We start from the raw sequence: 17,989 nt of genomic DNA, 5'->3' as shown, positions 1-17,989 counted from the left end.
ATATGAACAAGCTGAATGTGGAAGTGCTTAAAAAACAATTCCCACTTGTAGAGCAACTGATCAACCTAGATGAAGTTTGCTGGTTTAATCCCAACGTGACCTCGCTTGAAGAAGGTTTGCCGCACGTCGGATTGAACGCAGAAGATATTCATGTCGCGAGTGCAAGGCTCAAGCGCTTTGCTCCTTATCTTATGAAAGCTTTTCCTGAAACCAAAGCCGCTTCTGGTCTCATTGAGTCGCCTGTAGTGGACATTCCAAAGATGAAAGCGGCTTTGGAAACTCAGTACAACGTCCCAATATTCGGCCGCCTTATGCTCAAGCTTGATAGTCACCTACCAATATCCGGCTCGATCAAAGCCCGTGGTGGCATTTATGAAGTGTTAGTTCATGCAGAAAAACTGGCGATTGCCGCAGGGTTGTTAAGTGAGAGTGATGATTACAGCAAGCTGCTGAGTGGTGAGTTCCGACAATTTTTCCAACAATACAGCATCGCGGTTGGTTCAACGGGAAACCTAGGCATGTCGATAGGCATGATGAGTGCCAAGCTTGGTTTTTCAGTATCGGTTCATATGTCCGCCGATGCGAGAGAGTGGAAGAAAAACAAACTTCGATCACACGGTGTCAACGTGGTTGAGTACGAGCAAGATTATGGTGTTGCGGTTGAGCAAGGTCGAAAACAGGCAGAGAGCGATCCCAACTGCTTTTTTATCGATGATGAAAACTCACAAACCTTATTCCTAGGTTACTCGGTTGCAGGTGAACGCTTAAAACAACAATTTGATGATTTAGGTATTGTGGTTGATGAACGTCATCCACTGTTTGTGTATTTACCATGCGGTGTTGGTGGTGGGCCAGGTGGTGTTGCTTTTGGGCTCAAGGTGGCTTTTGGTGACCACGTGCATTGCATCTTCGCTGAGCCAACACATTCTCCTTGCATGTTGTTGGGAGTACATACGGGTTTGCATGATGAGATAGCGGTGCAAGATATCGGTATAGATAATCTCACCGCGGCAGATGGCTTGGCCGTTGGTCGTCCTTCTGGTTTTGTTGGGCGAGCCATGGAGCGGTTAATTGATGGTTACTACACCGTGACGGACGAATGTATGTATCAGCTTTTAGGTGAGCTGAGCGAACGAGAAGGCATCAATTTGGAGCCCTCTGCATTAGCCGGAATGATGGGCGCGGTGCATGTATCGAGTTCTCTACACTACCAGACTCGTTTACAGCTTACGGATGAACGTTTGAAAAATGCCACACACTTAGTTTGGGCGACCGGGGGAGGGATGGTGCCAGAAGCTGAAATGTCAGCTTACTTGGCGAAGTCTGGTCGTTAGAGCGTTCTTCAAATTTGTTGAGTTAGTCAAAATGAAAAAGCTCATCCGGAGATGAGCTTTTTTTAGTCTTACTTATAGAGATTGAAGCAACTGGTAATAACGACCGTGTTGAGCGAGTAGCGTTTGATGGTCGCCTTGCTCAATGATCTCGCCCTGTTCCATAAGGCAAATGTTGTCCATGCTCTCTAATTCGATGAGTCGGTGAGTGATGAACACAACCGTCTTGTTGGCAAAGTACTCGTTGAAAAGCGCCATGACTTTTTGTTCGGTGCGCTTGTCGAGGCCTTCGGTTGGCTCATCAAGAAGCAAGATCGGTGCATCTCGTAGCAACGCTCGCGCAATACCAATACGACGTTTCTCGCCACCGGAAAGTTGACGACCGCCATCACCCAGCCAAGCATCAAGACCCGGCTCTTCAAGCAGTGCACCCAGTTCTACTTTTGTTAGGATCTCCGCCAGTTGCTCATCAGTCGCATTTGGTGACGCCATTAACAAGTTGTCACGTAGTGTGCCGTTTAACACATCTACTCGTTGGCTCACTACGGTAATTGCTGAGCGCAGATCGGATTCACACCAATCTTTTAGTGAAGCGCCACCAATGCGAACCTCACCTTGGTTTACATCCCAGTAGCGACAAAGTAGTTGAATCAGAGTCGACTTGCCTGAACCCGTTTGACCAACAATTGCGGTTTTCGAGCCTAAAGGAAGTGAAAGCGAAAGGTCTTTCAGCACTTTCTGTTGTCCATCAGGGTATGCAAAATCAATGTTGATGAACTCGATATCCAGTGGCTTTTCTTCGCGTTTAGATTGCTCAGGGAAGACAACATCAGGCTCTGCGAGAATCACTTCGTTCAAGCGACGGGCAGAAGTCAGCGTTTGACCAAGGTATTGGAACGCACCCGCAATAGGCATCAAAATTTCAAAACTTGCCATTGTTGCAAAAGCGAATAGGGCGATCCAAGGATCAGGTGCCCGACCACCAACGCCATCAGCAGCAAACCAAAGCATGACAACTAAAGTCAGGCCGTTCACCAACATCAGAAGTCCTGACGCCATACCAGTCAGATTAGCGTTTACAAACTGGTTTGAAAGCAGTTGTTTTTGCTTTTCAAGAATCAGGTTACGGTAGCGTTCTTCTGCGCCAAAAATACTCAGCTCGCTATAGCCTTGTAGCCAATCGAGTGTCGCGACACGAAGCTGAGCTTTGTTATGCGTTAAGTGCTCACCATTGTTTTTGCCCAGTTTGTAAAAAAGCACTGGCCACACCAAAAGCATGATCGTAAGAATTGAGCCTAAAAGTAGCGCAAGATGCCAGTCAAAGAATGCCAAGACTGCGGTTAAACTCAGAATGCCAAAGATGCCAATAATGACTGGGCTGACAAGTCGCAGATAAACGTGATCCATTGCGTCCACATCGGCTACCAGACGGTTCAGCAGATCAGCATCGCGCATTGTTGACACTCGGCCTGGGATCAGCGGAGCAAGTTTCTTGAAGAAGAAGATACGCAGGTCTGTCAGTAATTTAAATGTCGCATTGTGGCTTACAACGCGCTCACCCCAACGGCCAGCTGTTCGTGCCATTGCGGCACCGCGCACGCCAGCACCTGGCAGCATGTAGTTGAAGGTTTCACGCGCAACGGTTAAACCTGCCACTGCTGCTGCGGAGATAAACCAACCAGACAGAGTGAGCAAGCCAACAGATGCAGCAAGTGTTAGGAACGCCAATAGCATACCCAGCGACAAACCGAACCAATGTTTTTTATACAGTTTTAGATAAGGGAGTAAATCACGCATCTAGGTTCCCCTTGTCTGATTCACGCTGCGCTAGGTTGGCAGCTAACATGTCTTTAAACAAACCTTCTTGTGAGGCTAGGGTAGCGTAGTCGCCACGTTGTACGATTTGACCATCTTGCATCACGAGAATTTGTGAAACGTTTTGCAAAGGCGCAAGTTGGTGAGTGATCATCAAGTTAGTGGTGGATTGGGTATACTTATTAATTCCCTCCATCACCAGTTTTTCACTGCGCGCATCCAAGCTTGCTGTTGGTTCGTCAAGCAACCAGAAACGGCCGTTTTGTAGCATTGCTCGCGCAAGTGCAAGACGTTGAGCTTGTCCTACAGATAAACCGCCTGAACGGTCAGAGATTGCGTAATCCAGGCCATGCATTTCAACAAACTCAGCTGCGTAAGAATCGTTGAGCACTGTATTCACTTGTGCGTCTGGAATATCGTGTTTACCAAGCGTGACGTTATCACGAATGCTGCCGTGCAATAACATTGGGTTTTGACCAATCCAGCTGACAGCTTCGCGCCAAGTCGATAGATCAAGTTGAGACAACTCGCAGCCGTTAATTTTTAAACTGCCCTTGTATGGCATAAAGCCAAGAATGGTATTAACCAAACTGGTTTTACCTGCGCCACTTGGGCCAACAAGCGCAGTGCTTTGATTGGCTTCCAATGAAAATGACAGAGGGCCAGCCAATTGTTTCCCTTCAGGGCTGAAAACAACCAAATTTTGAGCTTCGATTTGAATTGGCGTGTTCTGTTCAAGAGATTGAGTTCCATCTTTCACTTGATCGACCTCTAGTTCAAGAAACTCGACAATACTTTCGGCAGCGCCCACCGCTTGTTGCTTCGCGTGATAGAAAGTGCCGAGATCTCGAAGTGGTTGATAAAACTCAGGAGCTAAAATCAGGATGAACAGGCCAGCAAACAAGGTGACGCCAGCACCGTAGTAACCAAAGTTCAATTCACCGATGTAACTGAAGCCGAAGTAAACCGCAGTAATAGCGATAGAAATAGAAGTGAAGAACTCCAGTACCGCAGAAGAAAGGAATGCGATTTTTAGTACATCCATCGTGCGGGTACGAAATACCTCTGATGCCCCTTTTAGGGTCTCAGTTTCTGACTTTGTACGGTCGAAAAGGCGAATGGTCGTCATCGCTTGCAATCGGTCATAGAAGTGACCGGACAAGCGTTGCATTGCTTTGAAGTTTTTACGGTTCGCTTCCGCGGCTTTGATACCAACTAATGCCATAAAAATAGGCACTAGCGGGGCCGTCACAAGGAAGATTAAACCTGCCGCCCAGTTAACTGGGAATACCACAACCAAAATGATGAAAGGAACTAATACCGACAGCGACATTTGAGGTAAGTAGCGAGAGAAGAAGTCTTGCATGTTCTCAACTTGCTCTAGAATCAATGTTGCCCAACTGCCTGCTGGTTTGCCTTTAATGTAAGCAGGCCCCAGCTTGTGGACTTTGTCTAAAATGAGCTGTCGAATGTAAACTCGGATTTGTTCGCCACAGCGGTAGCCCGCAATTTCGCGGCCCCACGTACATGCAGCGCGGCCGATGACGGTTCCGACTAATCCGACAAAGTGCCAAATGAGCTCACTTTTATCGACTTGTTCGATGATTAATTGGTGAAGAATGGAGGCGAGCAGGGCTGCTTGAGCCAATAAAAACACGCTTGAAAGTACGCCTAGGCCTATCGCAATCATGAGCCAGCGCTTGGCTAACTTGCTCTGTTGCTTAAGCCACTTATTCAAGCTGCTTTGCTTTTTCTTATCCATCGTGAAGGCTTAATGATAATTGTTTTAATGAGGCGGTAGTATACAAAAGAAAACCCAGCGGGAATACCGCTGGGCTTTAAGGATATGACACAAATGTGAAAAGTTATTTGTCACTAAGTGCGTCTAGGAAGCGTTCCGCATCCAGAGCTGCCATACAGCCTGTACCTGCTGATGTGATTGCTTGACGATAGTTGTGATCCATTACGTCACCAGCTGCAAATACACCTTCAATGCTGGTTTGCGTCGCGTTGCCTTCTAGACCCGACTTCACAACGATGTAGCCATCTTTCATTTCTAGCTGGCTTTCAAAGATCTGGGTGTTTGGCTGGTGGCCGATCGCGATAAACGCGCCCATCACTTCAAGATCTTCAGTTGTGCCTGTGTTTACATCTTTAATGCGAACACCAGTTACGCCCATATCGTCGCCCAGAACTTCATCTAGTGTGCGATCGGTGTGAAGAATGATGTTGCCATTTTCCACTTTGTCCATAAGACGATTAATGAGGATCTTCTCCGCACGGAATGAATCACGACGGTGGATCAAGTGAACTTCAGATGCGATGTTAGATAGGTACAGCGCTTCTTCAACCGCTGTGTTACCGCCGCCGACAACCGCTACTTTTTGGTTGCGGTAGAAGAAACCGTCACACGTAGCACATGCCGATACGCCGCGACCTTTGAACGCTTCTTCTGATTCCAGACCTAGGTATTTAGCCGATGCACCTGTTGAAATGATCAAAGCATCACAGGTGTACTCACCAGAATCACCTTTTAAACGGAATGGACGTTGAGACAGTTCAACTTCGTTGATGTGATCGAATACGATTTCTGTTTCGAAACGTTCCGCATGTTCTTTCATGCGTTCCATTAATGCTGGGCCTGTTAGGCCTTCTGCATCACCTGGCCAGTTTTCTACTTCTGTTGTAGTGGTTAGCTGACCACCTTGTTGCATTCCCGTCACAAGCACAGGGTTTAGATTCGCGCGCGCAGCGTATACTGCCGCGGTGTAACCTGCTGGACCAGAACCAAGAATTAATAATTTACAGTGTTTTACGTCGCTCATTGTGGCTCCAAAGAGGGCTGAACATTTCTCTCGATTGTATGGAAATTCTTATAGCTTTAAAAGCATAAACGGCGATTGAGATCGAATAAATGGTTATAGATTAGAACTCACTATCGCGTGATAGAAATTGTCTTAATCCAGCATAAAATTCTATTTGCAGTAGAGAAATCTAGTTTCAAATGTTGCGTAAGCTTTAATCTAAAACATATACCTAATTTAACTTCTATTTGTGGGGTTTCATCTCGTTTTTTTATTTATGTTGAAGCTATCAACGTTAAAAGCTGGTAATTGCAGAATATTTGCGTAATCTATGTTGTAAATTAAATGTTAATTAAATGTGCCTCATTAAAGGAGTCAATGATGTTACATTCGCGTGAGAACACTCTACATTTAACTCAGCTCAGCATGGCAGCAATTGAGCAACTTTCGCCTTCATTTGAAGCGTTACCTCATACTGAGCACGCTGATGGGCAATATCGATTACGACGCTACTCAGTCGTGAGTTTTGAAGATGGACAAGTGATCGATTTGAACAAGAACAGCTTTGTACAGTCTTCAGATATCAACCGATTTCAGGGTGATGTCATCCGTCAGTTTGAACCTATCGAGAAAGACATTTTAGCAAGTGACGGCTTTCGCGAAATGTGCGCGCTATTCGTGAGCGCAAACCACCTTCCAAATGGTCAAGAAATCGAAATTCACCAGATTCGAATCACTGCATTAGATAGCGAAACGCAGGTCGCGCCAGAAGGTGTGCACCAAGACGGATTTGATCATATCGCGATGGTTGGTGTTGGTCGTCACAACATCATTGGTGGTGACATCATGCTATACAGTAGCCATAACCAAGCCCCATTTTTCCGCAAAGTATTAGAAAACGGGGAAGTGGCGATGTTGGCTGACAGCAAACTTTGGCACAACGCTTGTCCAATTCGTTCTGTGATTGATGACCAAGCAGGCCACATGGATGTCTTTGTATTAACCGCAACGGACAAACGTAATGAACTTCAATCTTAATCAAATCAGAGAACAGTTTCCCGCCCTGTCTCAGTATCATAATGACAAACCAGTTACGTTTTTTGATGGGCCTGGCGGCTCGCAAGTTCCTCAATCTGTGCTTGATTCAATGGTCGGTTACCTTGGGCGTTTTAATTCCAACTTGGGTGGGCATTACTTCTCTAGCCAAGCTACAGTCGATGTCATGCAGAGTGCGCGCGAGTCGGCACAAGCGCTATTGAATGCCCCTTCGTCTGGTAATATTGTCTTTGGCGCGAACATGACATCACTGACGTTCCAGTTAAGCCGTGCAATCAGTCGTGATTGGCAAGAAGGGGATGAGATCATTGTCTCAGCGCTTGACCATTACTCGAACGTTTCAAGCTGGCAACAAGCAGCAGAAGACAAAGGAGCGGTAGTTCGCCAAGTTCGAATCAATGAAGCGGACTGCACTTTAGATCTTGAGCACTTACAAAGCCTGCTTTCAGAAAAAACACGTTTGGTTGCCGTGACATATGCGTCAAACACCACGGGATCGATAGTCGATATTCAGCGCGTAGTTGACATGGCGCACGGTGTTGGTGCTCAAGTTTATGTCGATGCGGTGCATTATGCTCCTCACCACTTAGTCGATGTACAAGCGCTGGGCTGTGATTTCTTAGCGTGTTCAGCTTATAAGTTCTTTGGACCGCATGTCGGTATCGCTTACGTGGCTGACCAATGGTTGCACAGCCTTCGTCCCTATAAAGTAGAACCGGCTACGAATATTGGTCCGGGTCGTTTTGAAACGGGAACACAAAGCTTCGAAGGCCTTGCTGGTGTTGCGGCCTCAGTGGAATATTTGGCTCAGTTTGGCGACAACGACTTACCACTTCGTCAGCGATTAGAACAAAGTTACGCGCTTTACAATCAACACGAACAGCGTTTAAGTGAGCGTTTTTTGCAACGACTCGACGCGCTAGAAGGTGTGAAACTGTATGGCATTGAGAGCGAAGATTGTCAGCAACGTACGCCGACGTTTGCTCTAACGTTTGACAAGTACTCACCAGAGTTTATCGCTAAGACCTTAGGTGAGCACAATATCTGTGTTTGGAATGGTCACTTCTATGCACTTGGTTTGGTTCGTCAGCTTGGCATAGAAGAATCAGGTGGGGTCGTACGAATTGGTTGTATGCATTACAACACTATTGAAGAAGTGGATATGTTGTTTGATGTGCTAGAAAGCATCCTTGATACTTAATCTCTCATCGCTCTGAACGAAGAAAAACAAAAGCTCGAGCCAATGCTCGAGCTTTTTCTATCTAGGAAGTTTGTATAGCAAAGCAGACGTATCTACGCGCTTACTTCAACTTCGTAAGATGTAAATTTGCGGACGTTAATCACACCGGTATCAAAAATCAGATACTGACCTTTGATGCCTTGCAAAATACCAGTCACAACCGGGTTTTTGTCGAAGTTATGAGAGGTGATTTTCGTTGGGTGTTGCTGAACGGGGTAGCTAAGATCGGTAGTGGTTTCGCTCAGCACCTCGATGGCATCTTCACCAAATTGCTGTTTGATTTCAGCAATCTTGTCTTGCACAAGAGGGAGCAGTTCAGCAAAACGATCTTGTAACTCAATCGGTTCACCATCGCCTTTAAGCAAAGTGCGCCAGTTTGTTTTGTCTGCAATATGCTTTGCCAGTTCCACTTCAATCAAGCCTGAGATATAACGCGTTTTGACTTTGAAAATTGGCAGACCCTGAGTTGCACCTTGATCAATCCAACGTGTTGGAATTTGAGTGTGGCGAGTGATGCCCACTTTCAAGCTTGATGTATTTGATAGATACACGAAGTGATCCACCATACAGTTTTCTTCTCCCCACTGCGGTTCGCGGCATGTGCCTTGATCGTAGTGGCAAGTCTCTGGCTTCATGATGCACATATCGCAGCTCGCAAGCTTCTTCATACACACGAAACAGTGGCCTTGAGAATAGCTCTTCTTGGTTTTCTTACCGCATGAGCAACAAAAAATATTGCCAGTATGCGTCAACGTGAGTGTTTTACCGAGAAACGGTGACAGATCGACTTCTTCATCACCCACGGGAAGACGATAGCTGACGGCACCATCGAGAGAAGCACGCATTTTGTTTAGCGTACCAGTAGCAATTAATGACATGACATTACTCGTTATTGTGTTTTTCGACAGTATATAACGAAGTGCGCTCAAGATGCAGGGTTGACAGGGTTAATAACTGGCAATGTTTCCACAATGAATGGCCATTGTTTCTCGTCGCAAAGCTTGATGGTGCCTCGCTTGAGTGGTTGTGAATTGCTTCGCAAATAACAAGTAAGTCATCAAATTGGACGATTTTAAACCGTGATAACGGTTCAAAACACGTTACCATGTATCGGAAATAAGAACTCAAGCCAAAAGTAATTTTGTTTCTTGATAAATGACTTTATTTGAAGTTCGAAATATCATTGAGTACACTGTGTTGTATATAAGTTAAGCAGGTCACTTGCCTATGAAGTGGATACACAAATTAATCTTCGCTCTTTCGATTTGTACGATCAGTTTAGTTGCTCTGTACAGTGTGTTAGGTGACACGCGTAAGCTCGTCATCACACCTGAACAATTCAATATTTATGCGACAAAAGATGCGAGCGAAGGTGGGCTAAGTACGGCCGATATCACCTATGATGCGCAAAGCTTGGTACTCAATTGTGAGCTGAAAAAAAGCAGTTATGCTTGGCCGTATTGCGGTATCTCGGTTTATACCGATGTAGCGCAGCCAACGCATGGCATCGATCTTTCTAATTACCATACCATCCGATTAAAGCTTCATTATGAAGAGGCGGGCAATGGGCAAAACCCAAGCCATGACTTGCGTCTTTATCTGAGAAACTACAATCCGGAATACTCGAAACCGGATGATGAATACACCATCAAATACAATGGCATGCAGTTTTCTCCATCGAGTTTTAGTGAAACCATCGAGATTCCGATTAAGAACTTACAGGTAATGACGTGGTGGCTTGCGGATAACAAGGTCGATATTGAACATTCTGCGCCAGAGTTTTCGAACATTACGCGTATTGATATTGCCACTGGTTCGGGTGCTGCGCTTGGTCAGCACAAAATTGTGATTGATAAGATCGAATTTGAAGGTGCCTATCTTGCACAAGAAACGTTGTTGTTTGCTCTATTGTTTTCTTGGATGGCTTTAGGGCTGGCTTTCTCTCTGCATGAACTACGGAAAAACAGAGCGGCGTATGAAAAAGCGAAGCGTCGTCATCGTCATCTAGAAAAAGTGAATGGCACTTTGCGCGCGCAGAATTACGAATTTGCCGAGTTGGCGCACCGAGATGCGCTAACCGGAGCGATGAACCGTCATGCTGTACAAACTTGGTTAGAACAGCAAGCACGCCAAGTACGTTGGGGGCACTCGACGTTGAGCATCCTTTATATGGATTTAGACAACTTTAAGAAGATTAACGATAAGTTCGGGCATCAAATGGGGGATGATATTCTGCGTGAATTCGTCATGGTCGTTGCTAGTTCTATTGCACCTGATGACCGTTTGGTTCGTTGGGGTGGTGAAGAGTTTGTGGTTTTCTGTCCAGATACCAATATCGAACAAGCCGTGAAAAAGGCCGAGATGATACGCAAGAATGTCGCAAACCACTTGTGGGTTCATGGTGAGGCGCTTACTTGCAGTATTGGTGTGGCCCAAATGCAAAACGAGCGCGTAACCGAGACCATGGCAAGAGCCGATGAAGTATTGTATCTCGCTAAGCGTAATGGTCGAAACCGCGTTGAAGTGAACTACGGATTGTTGAGTTGCCAAAAGAATGAGGCATAAATAGATAGCATGACGTTCTAGCGATTCACACTTTTCGTTTAAACGCGCCGTTGTACTGAGCTTATGAAAGCAAAGTATGACGGCTTTTTTGTGTCTACAGTTTGTGTTGGCAGGCTATTGAGCTCGATTGTTCATTGAAGCTGGTATGAGAGTTTGTTCAGGCTTTAAGAGTTGAGGTTGATTGAGCGCTAGGAATTCCCCTATAGAGGGAGAATACAAAGTGAATCTGCCAATACGAGGTAAGAAAGAATAAAAAAAGGTGGCCAACTGGCCACCAAGAGGGAAACTGCTGAACACCACTTTAGGGGAAGTTTGGGCTATCAATTCGATCACCGTGAACAGCAGAGTAGTGCTAATCGAGTCAGTGTTTCTTTACCAGAACAACCAAGCGAACAGTGTCAGTGCACCGATACAAGCAATGTTTAATACGAAGCCGATTCTCATCATTTCTTTTTGCTTGATGTGACCCGTACCGAACACAATTGCATTTGGTGGCGTTGCAACTGGCAACATGAAGGCACAAGATGCGGCTACCGCGATAAGCGCTGACAGAATCACTGGTGATAGACCAAGTGCTTCGGCAATGGTCGCGAACACTGGGACCAGTAGCGCAGCACTTGCTGTGTTACTTGCAAACTCAGTCAAGAAGACGACAAAGGCAACCACAGAAAGGATAGTGAGCAATACACCTGCTTGTTCGAGGAAGCCAGTTAGGCTGTGCGCTAGGAAAACGCTGGTGCCTGTCGCTTTTAGAACGTTACTCAAGCAGATACCGCCGCCGAACAGGATCAGAACACCCCAGTCTGTTGTCTTTTCAATGTCCTTCCATTCGACTGCTCGAGATGCACCTAGCAGCAAGATGGCACCAATCGCGACCAAGGTGTCGAATTTTGCAAAGCCGCCAAGCATGGTGTTGATCGGCTTGCTGAAAATCCACAAAGTGACGGTAAGTAAGAAGATTGCCAGTGTGACCATTTTGCCGTTCGTCCACTCAACAGGTTTGTGGTCAAGTTCAAACTTGTGGCTCAAATCTGGCTTGGTCATGGTGTACAGAACCAAAATCGCAATTGGCATCAAAATCAAAGAGATTGGCAGACCTAGCTTCATCCATTCCGTGAAGTTCAAACCTACTTCGGCCGCAGCAATTGCGTTTGGTGGGCTACCAACTAGCGTAGCAATACCGCCGATAGAAGCGCTGTAAGCAATACCGAGAAGAACGAACAAGAAAGTGTTGTGGTTTTTCTTCGCGTCCAATTTCGTCATGACGCCTAATACCAAAGGAAGCATCATTGCGGCTGTTGCTGTGTTGGAAATCCACATTGAAAGACCTGCGCTCACACCGAACAGCATAAATACCGCGACAGACATTCGACCACGAGCAATCAGCAACACTTTGTCAGCAAGTGCTTGGTCAAGTTTCTGCTTGTGCAACGCAGCGGCGAGAGCAAAGCCACCCAAGAACAAGAAAATTATTGAGTTCGAGAAGTTATTCAGTGCAGCTTGGGTGTTAAATACGCCCAAGAAGACGGCAAGCATCGGGATCAGCAAAGCGGTAATGCTGACGTGAATCGCTTCTGTTAACCAAAGAATCGCAACAAAAACTAAGATGCTGATGCCGGTTACGACTTGTGGTTCAAAGGGTAGGGTATTAAACAAGATAATGAACAGCAGAATGTTGGCATTCAAAATCATGCTGTTGCGAGTGAAGAACCAATTCTTCAGTGTCACAGCGAGTGCGGTCATGGGTGTGCTCCTTTTGCATTGCCTTTTTGTCGGTTTTTTATGGCAAGGTAACTGACTTGTAGTTATTTATTGATTAAATGTTACTGCGAATGCGAAGGGCAATTTGGCCTGAATCGTAGGCGAAATAAGAAAATGTGAGGTTGAGATTTAGAAATGGGTAGAACTCTACCCATTTGTTTTTAACGAATTGTTATTCATGTGTGACGTGATGCACGAAAATGGTACCAGCCGATTATTCTATAGGAATGTTGCGCTCAGCATTTGATGCTTCTGTTGGGTCTTCTACCGCAAGAATTGGCTCTTGAGGGCCAAGGAAGCGTGGCTGCGTATTCATCACGTAGAGATCCAAAAATGCTTTCACACGAGCAAGCAGTTCACGAATTCGCATCGAAGTTTTTTGTTTATTCGCCGTTGGGCCTGCGACTGCAAGGCACTGTGCATCAATATTATACGCATCGGCAATGAACAACGCGCGCTCACAGTGAAAGCGTTGAGTCACGATCAAAAAACGCTCTGAGGCGAAGATCTTTTTTGCTCGCACTATGGAATCCAAAGTCCGAAATCCAGCGTAATCGAGATGGATGACTTCTTCTGGAACGCCGGCTTTAAGCAGATCTCGTTTCATGGTCCATGGCTCATTGTAAGAGCGATGTGCGTTGTCTCCGCTAAGCAAAAACTGTTTCACTTTGCCTTGTTTATAAAGCTCGATCGCTGCATTGATGCGATGAGTGTAATAGGTGTTGAGTGTCTTTCCGATGTATTTACTCGTACCAAGCACCACCGCGACTTCGTGCTGGGGTATTTGGTCGTAATCGATAAAGATATTGTCTTTGGCCTGCAATGCGACCCAGCGGTCGATGGCAACGACAGACAGGAGGAGTCCAAATAAAGAGATCGACAAAATCAAAGCAATTCGCTTCCACGAACACTTAAGCTTCCACTTTGACCTTATACGAGAAAACAGCAAAACGTCTTATACCCTTTAATAAATGTGTATTCCTCATCATATCTGATAGAAACAAAAAGAGAGAAGCCCATTTATGCCAAAATCTGGTTAGGATGATAAAAAACAGCTTAAAAAACAAAAGCCCCTACAGAGTAGGGGCTAATAATTATACAAGTTGTCTCAAGCTTAGAATGCTGTGCGTTTGTAGCGGCGGTAAACTGGCTGCCAGAACGCTTGGTCAATAGCATCGTTTAGCGCTTCGTCTGTGATTTCCAGTGCCACACCTTGCTCGATTGCTTTCTTCGCAACGGCAAAAGCAATCTTCTTCGATACTAGGTGGATTTCTTCCAAAGGCGGTAGAAGTGCACCACGACCATTAATCGCAAGTGGAGAGCATGTAGCCAGCGCTCGGCTTGATTCCATTAGCATTTCGTCAGTCACGCGTTTTGCGTTAACCGCTAAAACGCCAAGACCGATACCTGGGAAGATGTAGCTGTTGTTACATTGTGCGATAGGATAAGTGCGACCTTCGTGAACCACAGGATCAAACGGACTACCCGTTGCCACTAGCGCTTCACCGTTTGTCCAACGGATGATGTCGTTTGGTGTTGCTTCAACACGGCTGGTTGGGTTTGATAGCGGGAAGACAATCGGACGCTTGCAGTGTTTGTGCATCTCTTCGATGACTTCTTGGCTAAATAGGCCAGGAGCACCTGATACTCCAATCAGTACCGTTGGTTTCGCGTTACGCATTACATCTAGTAGTGAGAAGCCATTTCCTTCATTTTCCCACTCTTTTGTGTTGCTGTGTTTTTGGACCAAACGCTGTTGGAAATCAAGCAGGTTAGGCATGCCTTCTTGTAACAGACCCCAGCGATCGACCATGTAAACTTGAGAGCGTGCTTTCTCGTCAGAAATCCCTTCCGATACCATTTGCGCAATGATCGCTTCTGCGATACCACAACCCGCAGAACCCGCACCTAAGAAAGTGATGCGCTGTTTAGAAAGTTGAGTACCCGCCGCTTTACATGCTGCCAGTAGAGAGCCTACGGTTACTGCTGCCGTACCTTGGATGTCATCGTTGAAACAACAAATACGGTCTTTGTAGCGCTCTAGTAGAGGCATCGCATTTTTCTGCGCGAAGTCTTCAAACTGGATAAGTGCATCTGGCCAACGGCGTTGTACTGCTTGGATGAATTCTTCTACAAATGCATCGTAGTCAGGGCCCGTAATACGAGGATGACGCCAGCCCATGTACATTGGATCAGCAAGACGTTGAGGGTTGTTTGTACCCACATCCAGAACGATAGGCAATGTGTAAGCAGGGCTGATACCACCACATGCGGTGTACAGAGAAAGCTTACCGATAGGAATACCCATACCGCCGATACCTTGGTCACCCAAACCTAGGATTCGTTCGCCATCAGTCACAACAATCACTTTTACGTTGTGGTTGGCTGCGTTGTTTAGCAGGTCATCGATACGATCACGGTTCGGGTAAGAGATAAATAGACCACGACCACGACGGTAAATGTTCGAGAAGTTCTCACACGCAGCACCAACGGTTGGCGTGTAGATGATCGGCATCATCTCAGAAATATGGTTTTGTACTAAACGGTAGAATAGGGTTTCGTTGGTATCTTGGATATTGCGCAGGTAAATGTGCTTATCCATGTCGCTTTCGAAACTCTTGTATTGTTGGTAGGCACGTTCTACCTGTTCTTGAATTGTTTCTGTTGTCTCTGGAAGCAGACCTTCTAAGTTGAATGAACTACGTTCTTCAGCAGAAAAAGCACTGCCTTTGTTCAATAGAGGGGTTGCCATAAGAGCCGGACCCGCATATGGAATATATAGTGGGCGTTTATCGTTGTTCATTGGGTGCCTTAATGTAGGGTTGAAGGATGCGCACGAAATTTTAACGGGTTCACCATTTAGTTGTAAACATGCGTTGACGCACATCAATGTAATGTCGCAAAAAAACTCGTTTACCGACGAAAATATCGTCAATATTTGTTGTAAGAGATACCTAAAGCAGGATTTTTTCACTTGGGTATAATGCTCAGCATTATCACAACAAAATCCATTCTTTATGTTTCAACTGCCTATCGATAGCTTACAAGCTGAATTTGACCAACACGTGAAGCACCACCACCTCGTTGTGGAAGCAGAAACGGGTTCGGGTAAGTCAACACGCCTTCCTCTTTGGGCGGCAAAGCACGGACGTGTTTTGGTCATCGAGCCACGTCGAATTGCTTGTACCTCATTAGCTGAGTTTCTTGCGGAGCAATCTGGTGAGCCGATAGGTAACAAAATTGGTTACGCGATCAAGCTGCATGCGTATTTCGATGAGAACACGGAAGTCGTGTTTGTGACGCCGGGTGTAGCGTTGCGTTGGTTTGCGGAAGACAAACTTGCAAGCTTCGACATCGTGATAGTGGACGAATTTCACGAGCGTCGCTGGGACATTGATCTACTAACCGCAATTTTGAAGCAAGAAAATCAGCATCGATTGATAGTGACATCTGCCACATTAGAGGGCGAAAAACTCGCACATTATCTTAATGCTCATCGTCTTCGCTCAGAAGGGCGCTGTTTTCCTGTCTCGGTGACTCATCGAGTAATAGACAGTCGTCATCTGCCCAATAAAAAAGGGTGTGAAAATGACGTGGTGAAAACAGTAAAAGAAGCCCTTGAAGATGAGGAAGGCGATATCTTGGTGTTCTTACCGGGTCGAAAAGAGATCACTCAGTGCGCGCAGATGTTACAGCACTTGGATGATGTGCTTGTGGTGAAGCTTCATGCTTCGGTCAGTGATGAAGAGCGACATCGAGCTTTAACTGTTCAAGCGCAGCGCAAAGTGGTGCTGGCAACCAATGTCGCGGAAACGTCGCTTACCATTCCTAACATCCGCGTTGTGATTGATAGCGGTTTGGAGCGAAGAACGGTTCAGCGCAACGGACGTACTGCTCTCACATTAACCAACATTTCAAAAGCCAGTGCAGCACAGCGAATGGGGCGTGCAGGGCGCGTAGCAGAAGGCACTTGTATCCGTTTATTTGGCGAACATGCTCCATTAGAGCTGGTCACGCCACCGGAGTTGCATCGTGAAGAGCTGGTAGAGCCCATGCTTGCGGCGGCGTGTTGTGGCTATCGTTTATCTGAGCTGCACTTTCTTGATGCGGTTCCAGAAAAGTCATTGAACGCCGCACTTCTGTGTTTGCAAGCGATGGGTGCATTAGACGACAACGGTGATGTAACGGAGCACGGCAAAAAAGTCTATCCACTGCCAATTGATGCGCTATTCGCCGATCTGGTGACTCGCATTCCGACCAAAGCCGAAAAAGAAGCCATGATCGATTTAGCGGCAGCGCTCTCCGTGCCTGCACAGCTGTATCAACTGCAAGGGGGAGAGGCAGCAGAGGCACTAGAGCAAGAAGAACCTTTGGGGTGTGACGCGTCGCTAATGATTCGGTTGGTGCGTGGAGAGCGGCTTCCTGCTGTGATTGTTGATGCTAGTGTGTTGGAAGAAGCGCAAGGCTTAGCAAAGCAGATGCGGGACGTATTTGAATTGCCTCAATTGGAAGTGGCTTCGCGTTATCGACGAGATCAACTGACTCAAGCGATAGCGGCTTTGCATCCTGAATTGGTGTTTGTGCGCAGAGAGCGTCGCCGAGATGCACTTGGCAATGGTTCGATGGAAATGGTCGTTGGTCGAAACAGTCGTTTTCCGGATAAAAGTGAAGCGGCTTTGGTGCTAGATAGCCACAGCGTACCGGGTAGGGGAGTTAAACAAACGCTCAACCTTGCATCTGTCATGATGCCGATTTCGCTCGACCTCATTAAAACGCTCGAACTGGGAGAGTGGCACCAAGGTGATACTCAATACGAAGATGATACTCCGCTAGCAACTATGCACTTAGTGTACGCTGGTCGTACAATATTCACTGAGCATCAAGCGTTACAAGGTGAAGTGGCGATTCAATCTATTGCCGACATGATCGAACAAGAAATGTTGTTGCCAGGCTTTGCTCCATTGCGAAAACAACAAATTCAACACTGGAAAATCTACAACTCCCTAGGTCTGAATACTGAACTGGTGGATAAGAAAGTCCTTGATGAACTTTGTTTTTCTACTTGGTTGACTGAACAATTGGCAACGCTCGGCGTTGAAAGTGTTGAAGACATCGAATTGTTCGAGGCCGATGACCTTCCATTTGAAGGCATTCCCGAGTGGGAATACAACGACTTCGCAGAGCAGTACCCTCTGAAGCTCGTGTTAGCTGAGCTTAAGCTTGATGTGGAATACTTTGTGTCTCGCAAGTTGGTTCATGTCATCTACACAGAAGGAAATCGCAAAGGTGACCCTAAACGCTGGGAACTTCCAAGATGGGCTGGGTGGAAAGTTCAGTACAAAAAAGCCAGCCGTGTAGTGGATGTCAAATAAACGAATTTTATCAACGAGTTGGTAGAAATTGAGCTGTGTATCTAC

12 protein-coding genes are annotated in these 17,989 nt (G+C 46.2%); 5 read left to right on the top strand and 7 right to left on the bottom strand.

The genetic code is table 11. The features are described 5' to 3' along the window. Positions 1-2: 2 nt before the first annotated feature. Positions 3-1,334 carry a D-serine ammonia-lyase gene (locus tag ACYJZR_RS09410; RefSeq protein WP_203496732.1) on the top strand — a complete coding sequence of 444 codons (1,332 nt, stop codon included), beginning with the start codon at positions 3-5 and terminating at the stop codon, positions 1,332-1,334. A 72-nt stretch (positions 1,335-1,406) separates the two neighbouring features. On the opposite strand, the gene cydC is transcribed toward ACYJZR_RS09410, so the two are convergent. From cydC to trxB, 3 genes are all read right to left on the bottom strand, one after another. Beyond that, on the bottom strand, positions 1,407-3,128 hold the full coding sequence (gene cydC, locus ACYJZR_RS09405; RefSeq protein ID WP_069549380.1) for a heme ABC transporter ATP-binding protein/permease CydC: 1,722 nt from the start codon (positions 3,126-3,128) through the stop codon (positions 1,407-1,409). After that, on the bottom strand, positions 3,121-4,908 hold the full coding sequence (gene cydD, locus ACYJZR_RS09400; RefSeq protein ID WP_025795368.1) for a heme ABC transporter permease/ATP-binding protein CydD: 1,788 nt from the start codon (positions 4,906-4,908) through the stop codon (positions 3,121-3,123). The genes cydC and cydD overlap by 8 nt, the downstream gene beginning before the upstream one ends. 103 nt (positions 4,909-5,011) lie before the next feature. Next, positions 5,012-5,971: a thioredoxin-disulfide reductase gene (gene trxB, locus ACYJZR_RS09395; protein WP_140303523.1), complete on the bottom strand. Its 960-nt coding sequence runs from the start codon at positions 5,969-5,971 to the stop codon at positions 5,012-5,014. A 357-nt stretch (positions 5,972-6,328) separates the two neighbouring features. Here trxB and ACYJZR_RS09390 point away from each other — a divergent pair, with 357 nt between their 5' ends. Beyond that, a complete protein-coding gene (locus ACYJZR_RS09390; protein ID WP_025500448.1) occupies positions 6,329-6,988 on the top strand; it encodes a 2OG-Fe dioxygenase family protein in 660 nt (219 codons plus the stop codon). Further along, positions 6,972-8,207 carry a cysteine desulfurase-like protein gene (locus ACYJZR_RS09385; RefSeq protein ID WP_406964933.1) on the top strand — a complete coding sequence of 412 codons (1,236 nt, stop codon included), beginning with the start codon at positions 6,972-6,974 and terminating at the stop codon, positions 8,205-8,207. The genes ACYJZR_RS09390 and ACYJZR_RS09385 overlap by 17 nt, the downstream gene beginning before the upstream one ends. A 92-nt stretch (positions 8,208-8,299) precedes the next feature. Here the strand turns inward: ACYJZR_RS09385 and ACYJZR_RS09380 are convergent, their stop codons facing one another. Further along, the gene (locus tag ACYJZR_RS09380; RefSeq protein WP_029816917.1) at positions 8,300-9,124 is read right to left on the bottom strand and encodes a DUF2797 domain-containing protein; all 825 of its coding nucleotides are present in this window, start codon (positions 9,122-9,124) and stop codon (positions 8,300-8,302) included. Between the two features lie 349 nt (positions 9,125-9,473). Here ACYJZR_RS09380 and ACYJZR_RS09375 point away from each other — a divergent pair, with 349 nt between their 5' ends. Next, positions 9,474-10,811 (top strand): diguanylate cyclase, encoded by a 1,338-nt coding sequence (locus ACYJZR_RS09375; protein WP_025506978.1) that lies wholly within the window; start codon positions 9,474-9,476, stop codon positions 10,809-10,811. 372 nt (positions 10,812-11,183) lie between these two features. On the opposite strand, the gene ACYJZR_RS09370 is transcribed toward ACYJZR_RS09375, so the two are convergent. The 3 genes from ACYJZR_RS09370 to ACYJZR_RS09360 form a co-directional block, all read right to left on the bottom strand. Then, positions 11,184-12,554, bottom strand: coding sequence for an SLC13 family permease (locus ACYJZR_RS09370; RefSeq protein WP_005462594.1), 1,371 nt, complete (start codon positions 12,552-12,554; stop codon positions 11,184-11,186). Positions 12,555-12,786: 232 nt separating this feature from the next. Beyond that, positions 12,787-13,521 (bottom strand): SanA/YdcF family protein, encoded by a 735-nt coding sequence (locus ACYJZR_RS09365; RefSeq protein ID WP_005462605.1) that lies wholly within the window; start codon positions 13,519-13,521, stop codon positions 12,787-12,789. Positions 13,522-13,686: 165 nt separating this feature from the next. Continuing rightward, positions 13,687-15,375: an NAD-dependent malic enzyme gene (locus ACYJZR_RS09360; protein ID WP_005462599.1), complete on the bottom strand. Its 1,689-nt coding sequence runs from the start codon at positions 15,373-15,375 to the stop codon at positions 13,687-13,689. A gap of 214 nt (positions 15,376-15,589) precedes the next feature. Here ACYJZR_RS09360 and ACYJZR_RS09355 point away from each other — a divergent pair, with 214 nt between their 5' ends. Continuing rightward, a complete protein-coding gene (locus ACYJZR_RS09355) occupies positions 15,590-17,944 on the top strand; it encodes a helicase-related protein (RefSeq protein WP_461715817.1) in 2,355 nt (784 codons plus the stop codon). The last annotated feature ends 45 nt before the right edge of the window (positions 17,945-17,989 follow it).

This window comes from Vibrio sp. RC2502, from assembly GCF_054850435.1.
This window is presented reverse-complemented; position numbering and strand designations above follow the sequence as displayed.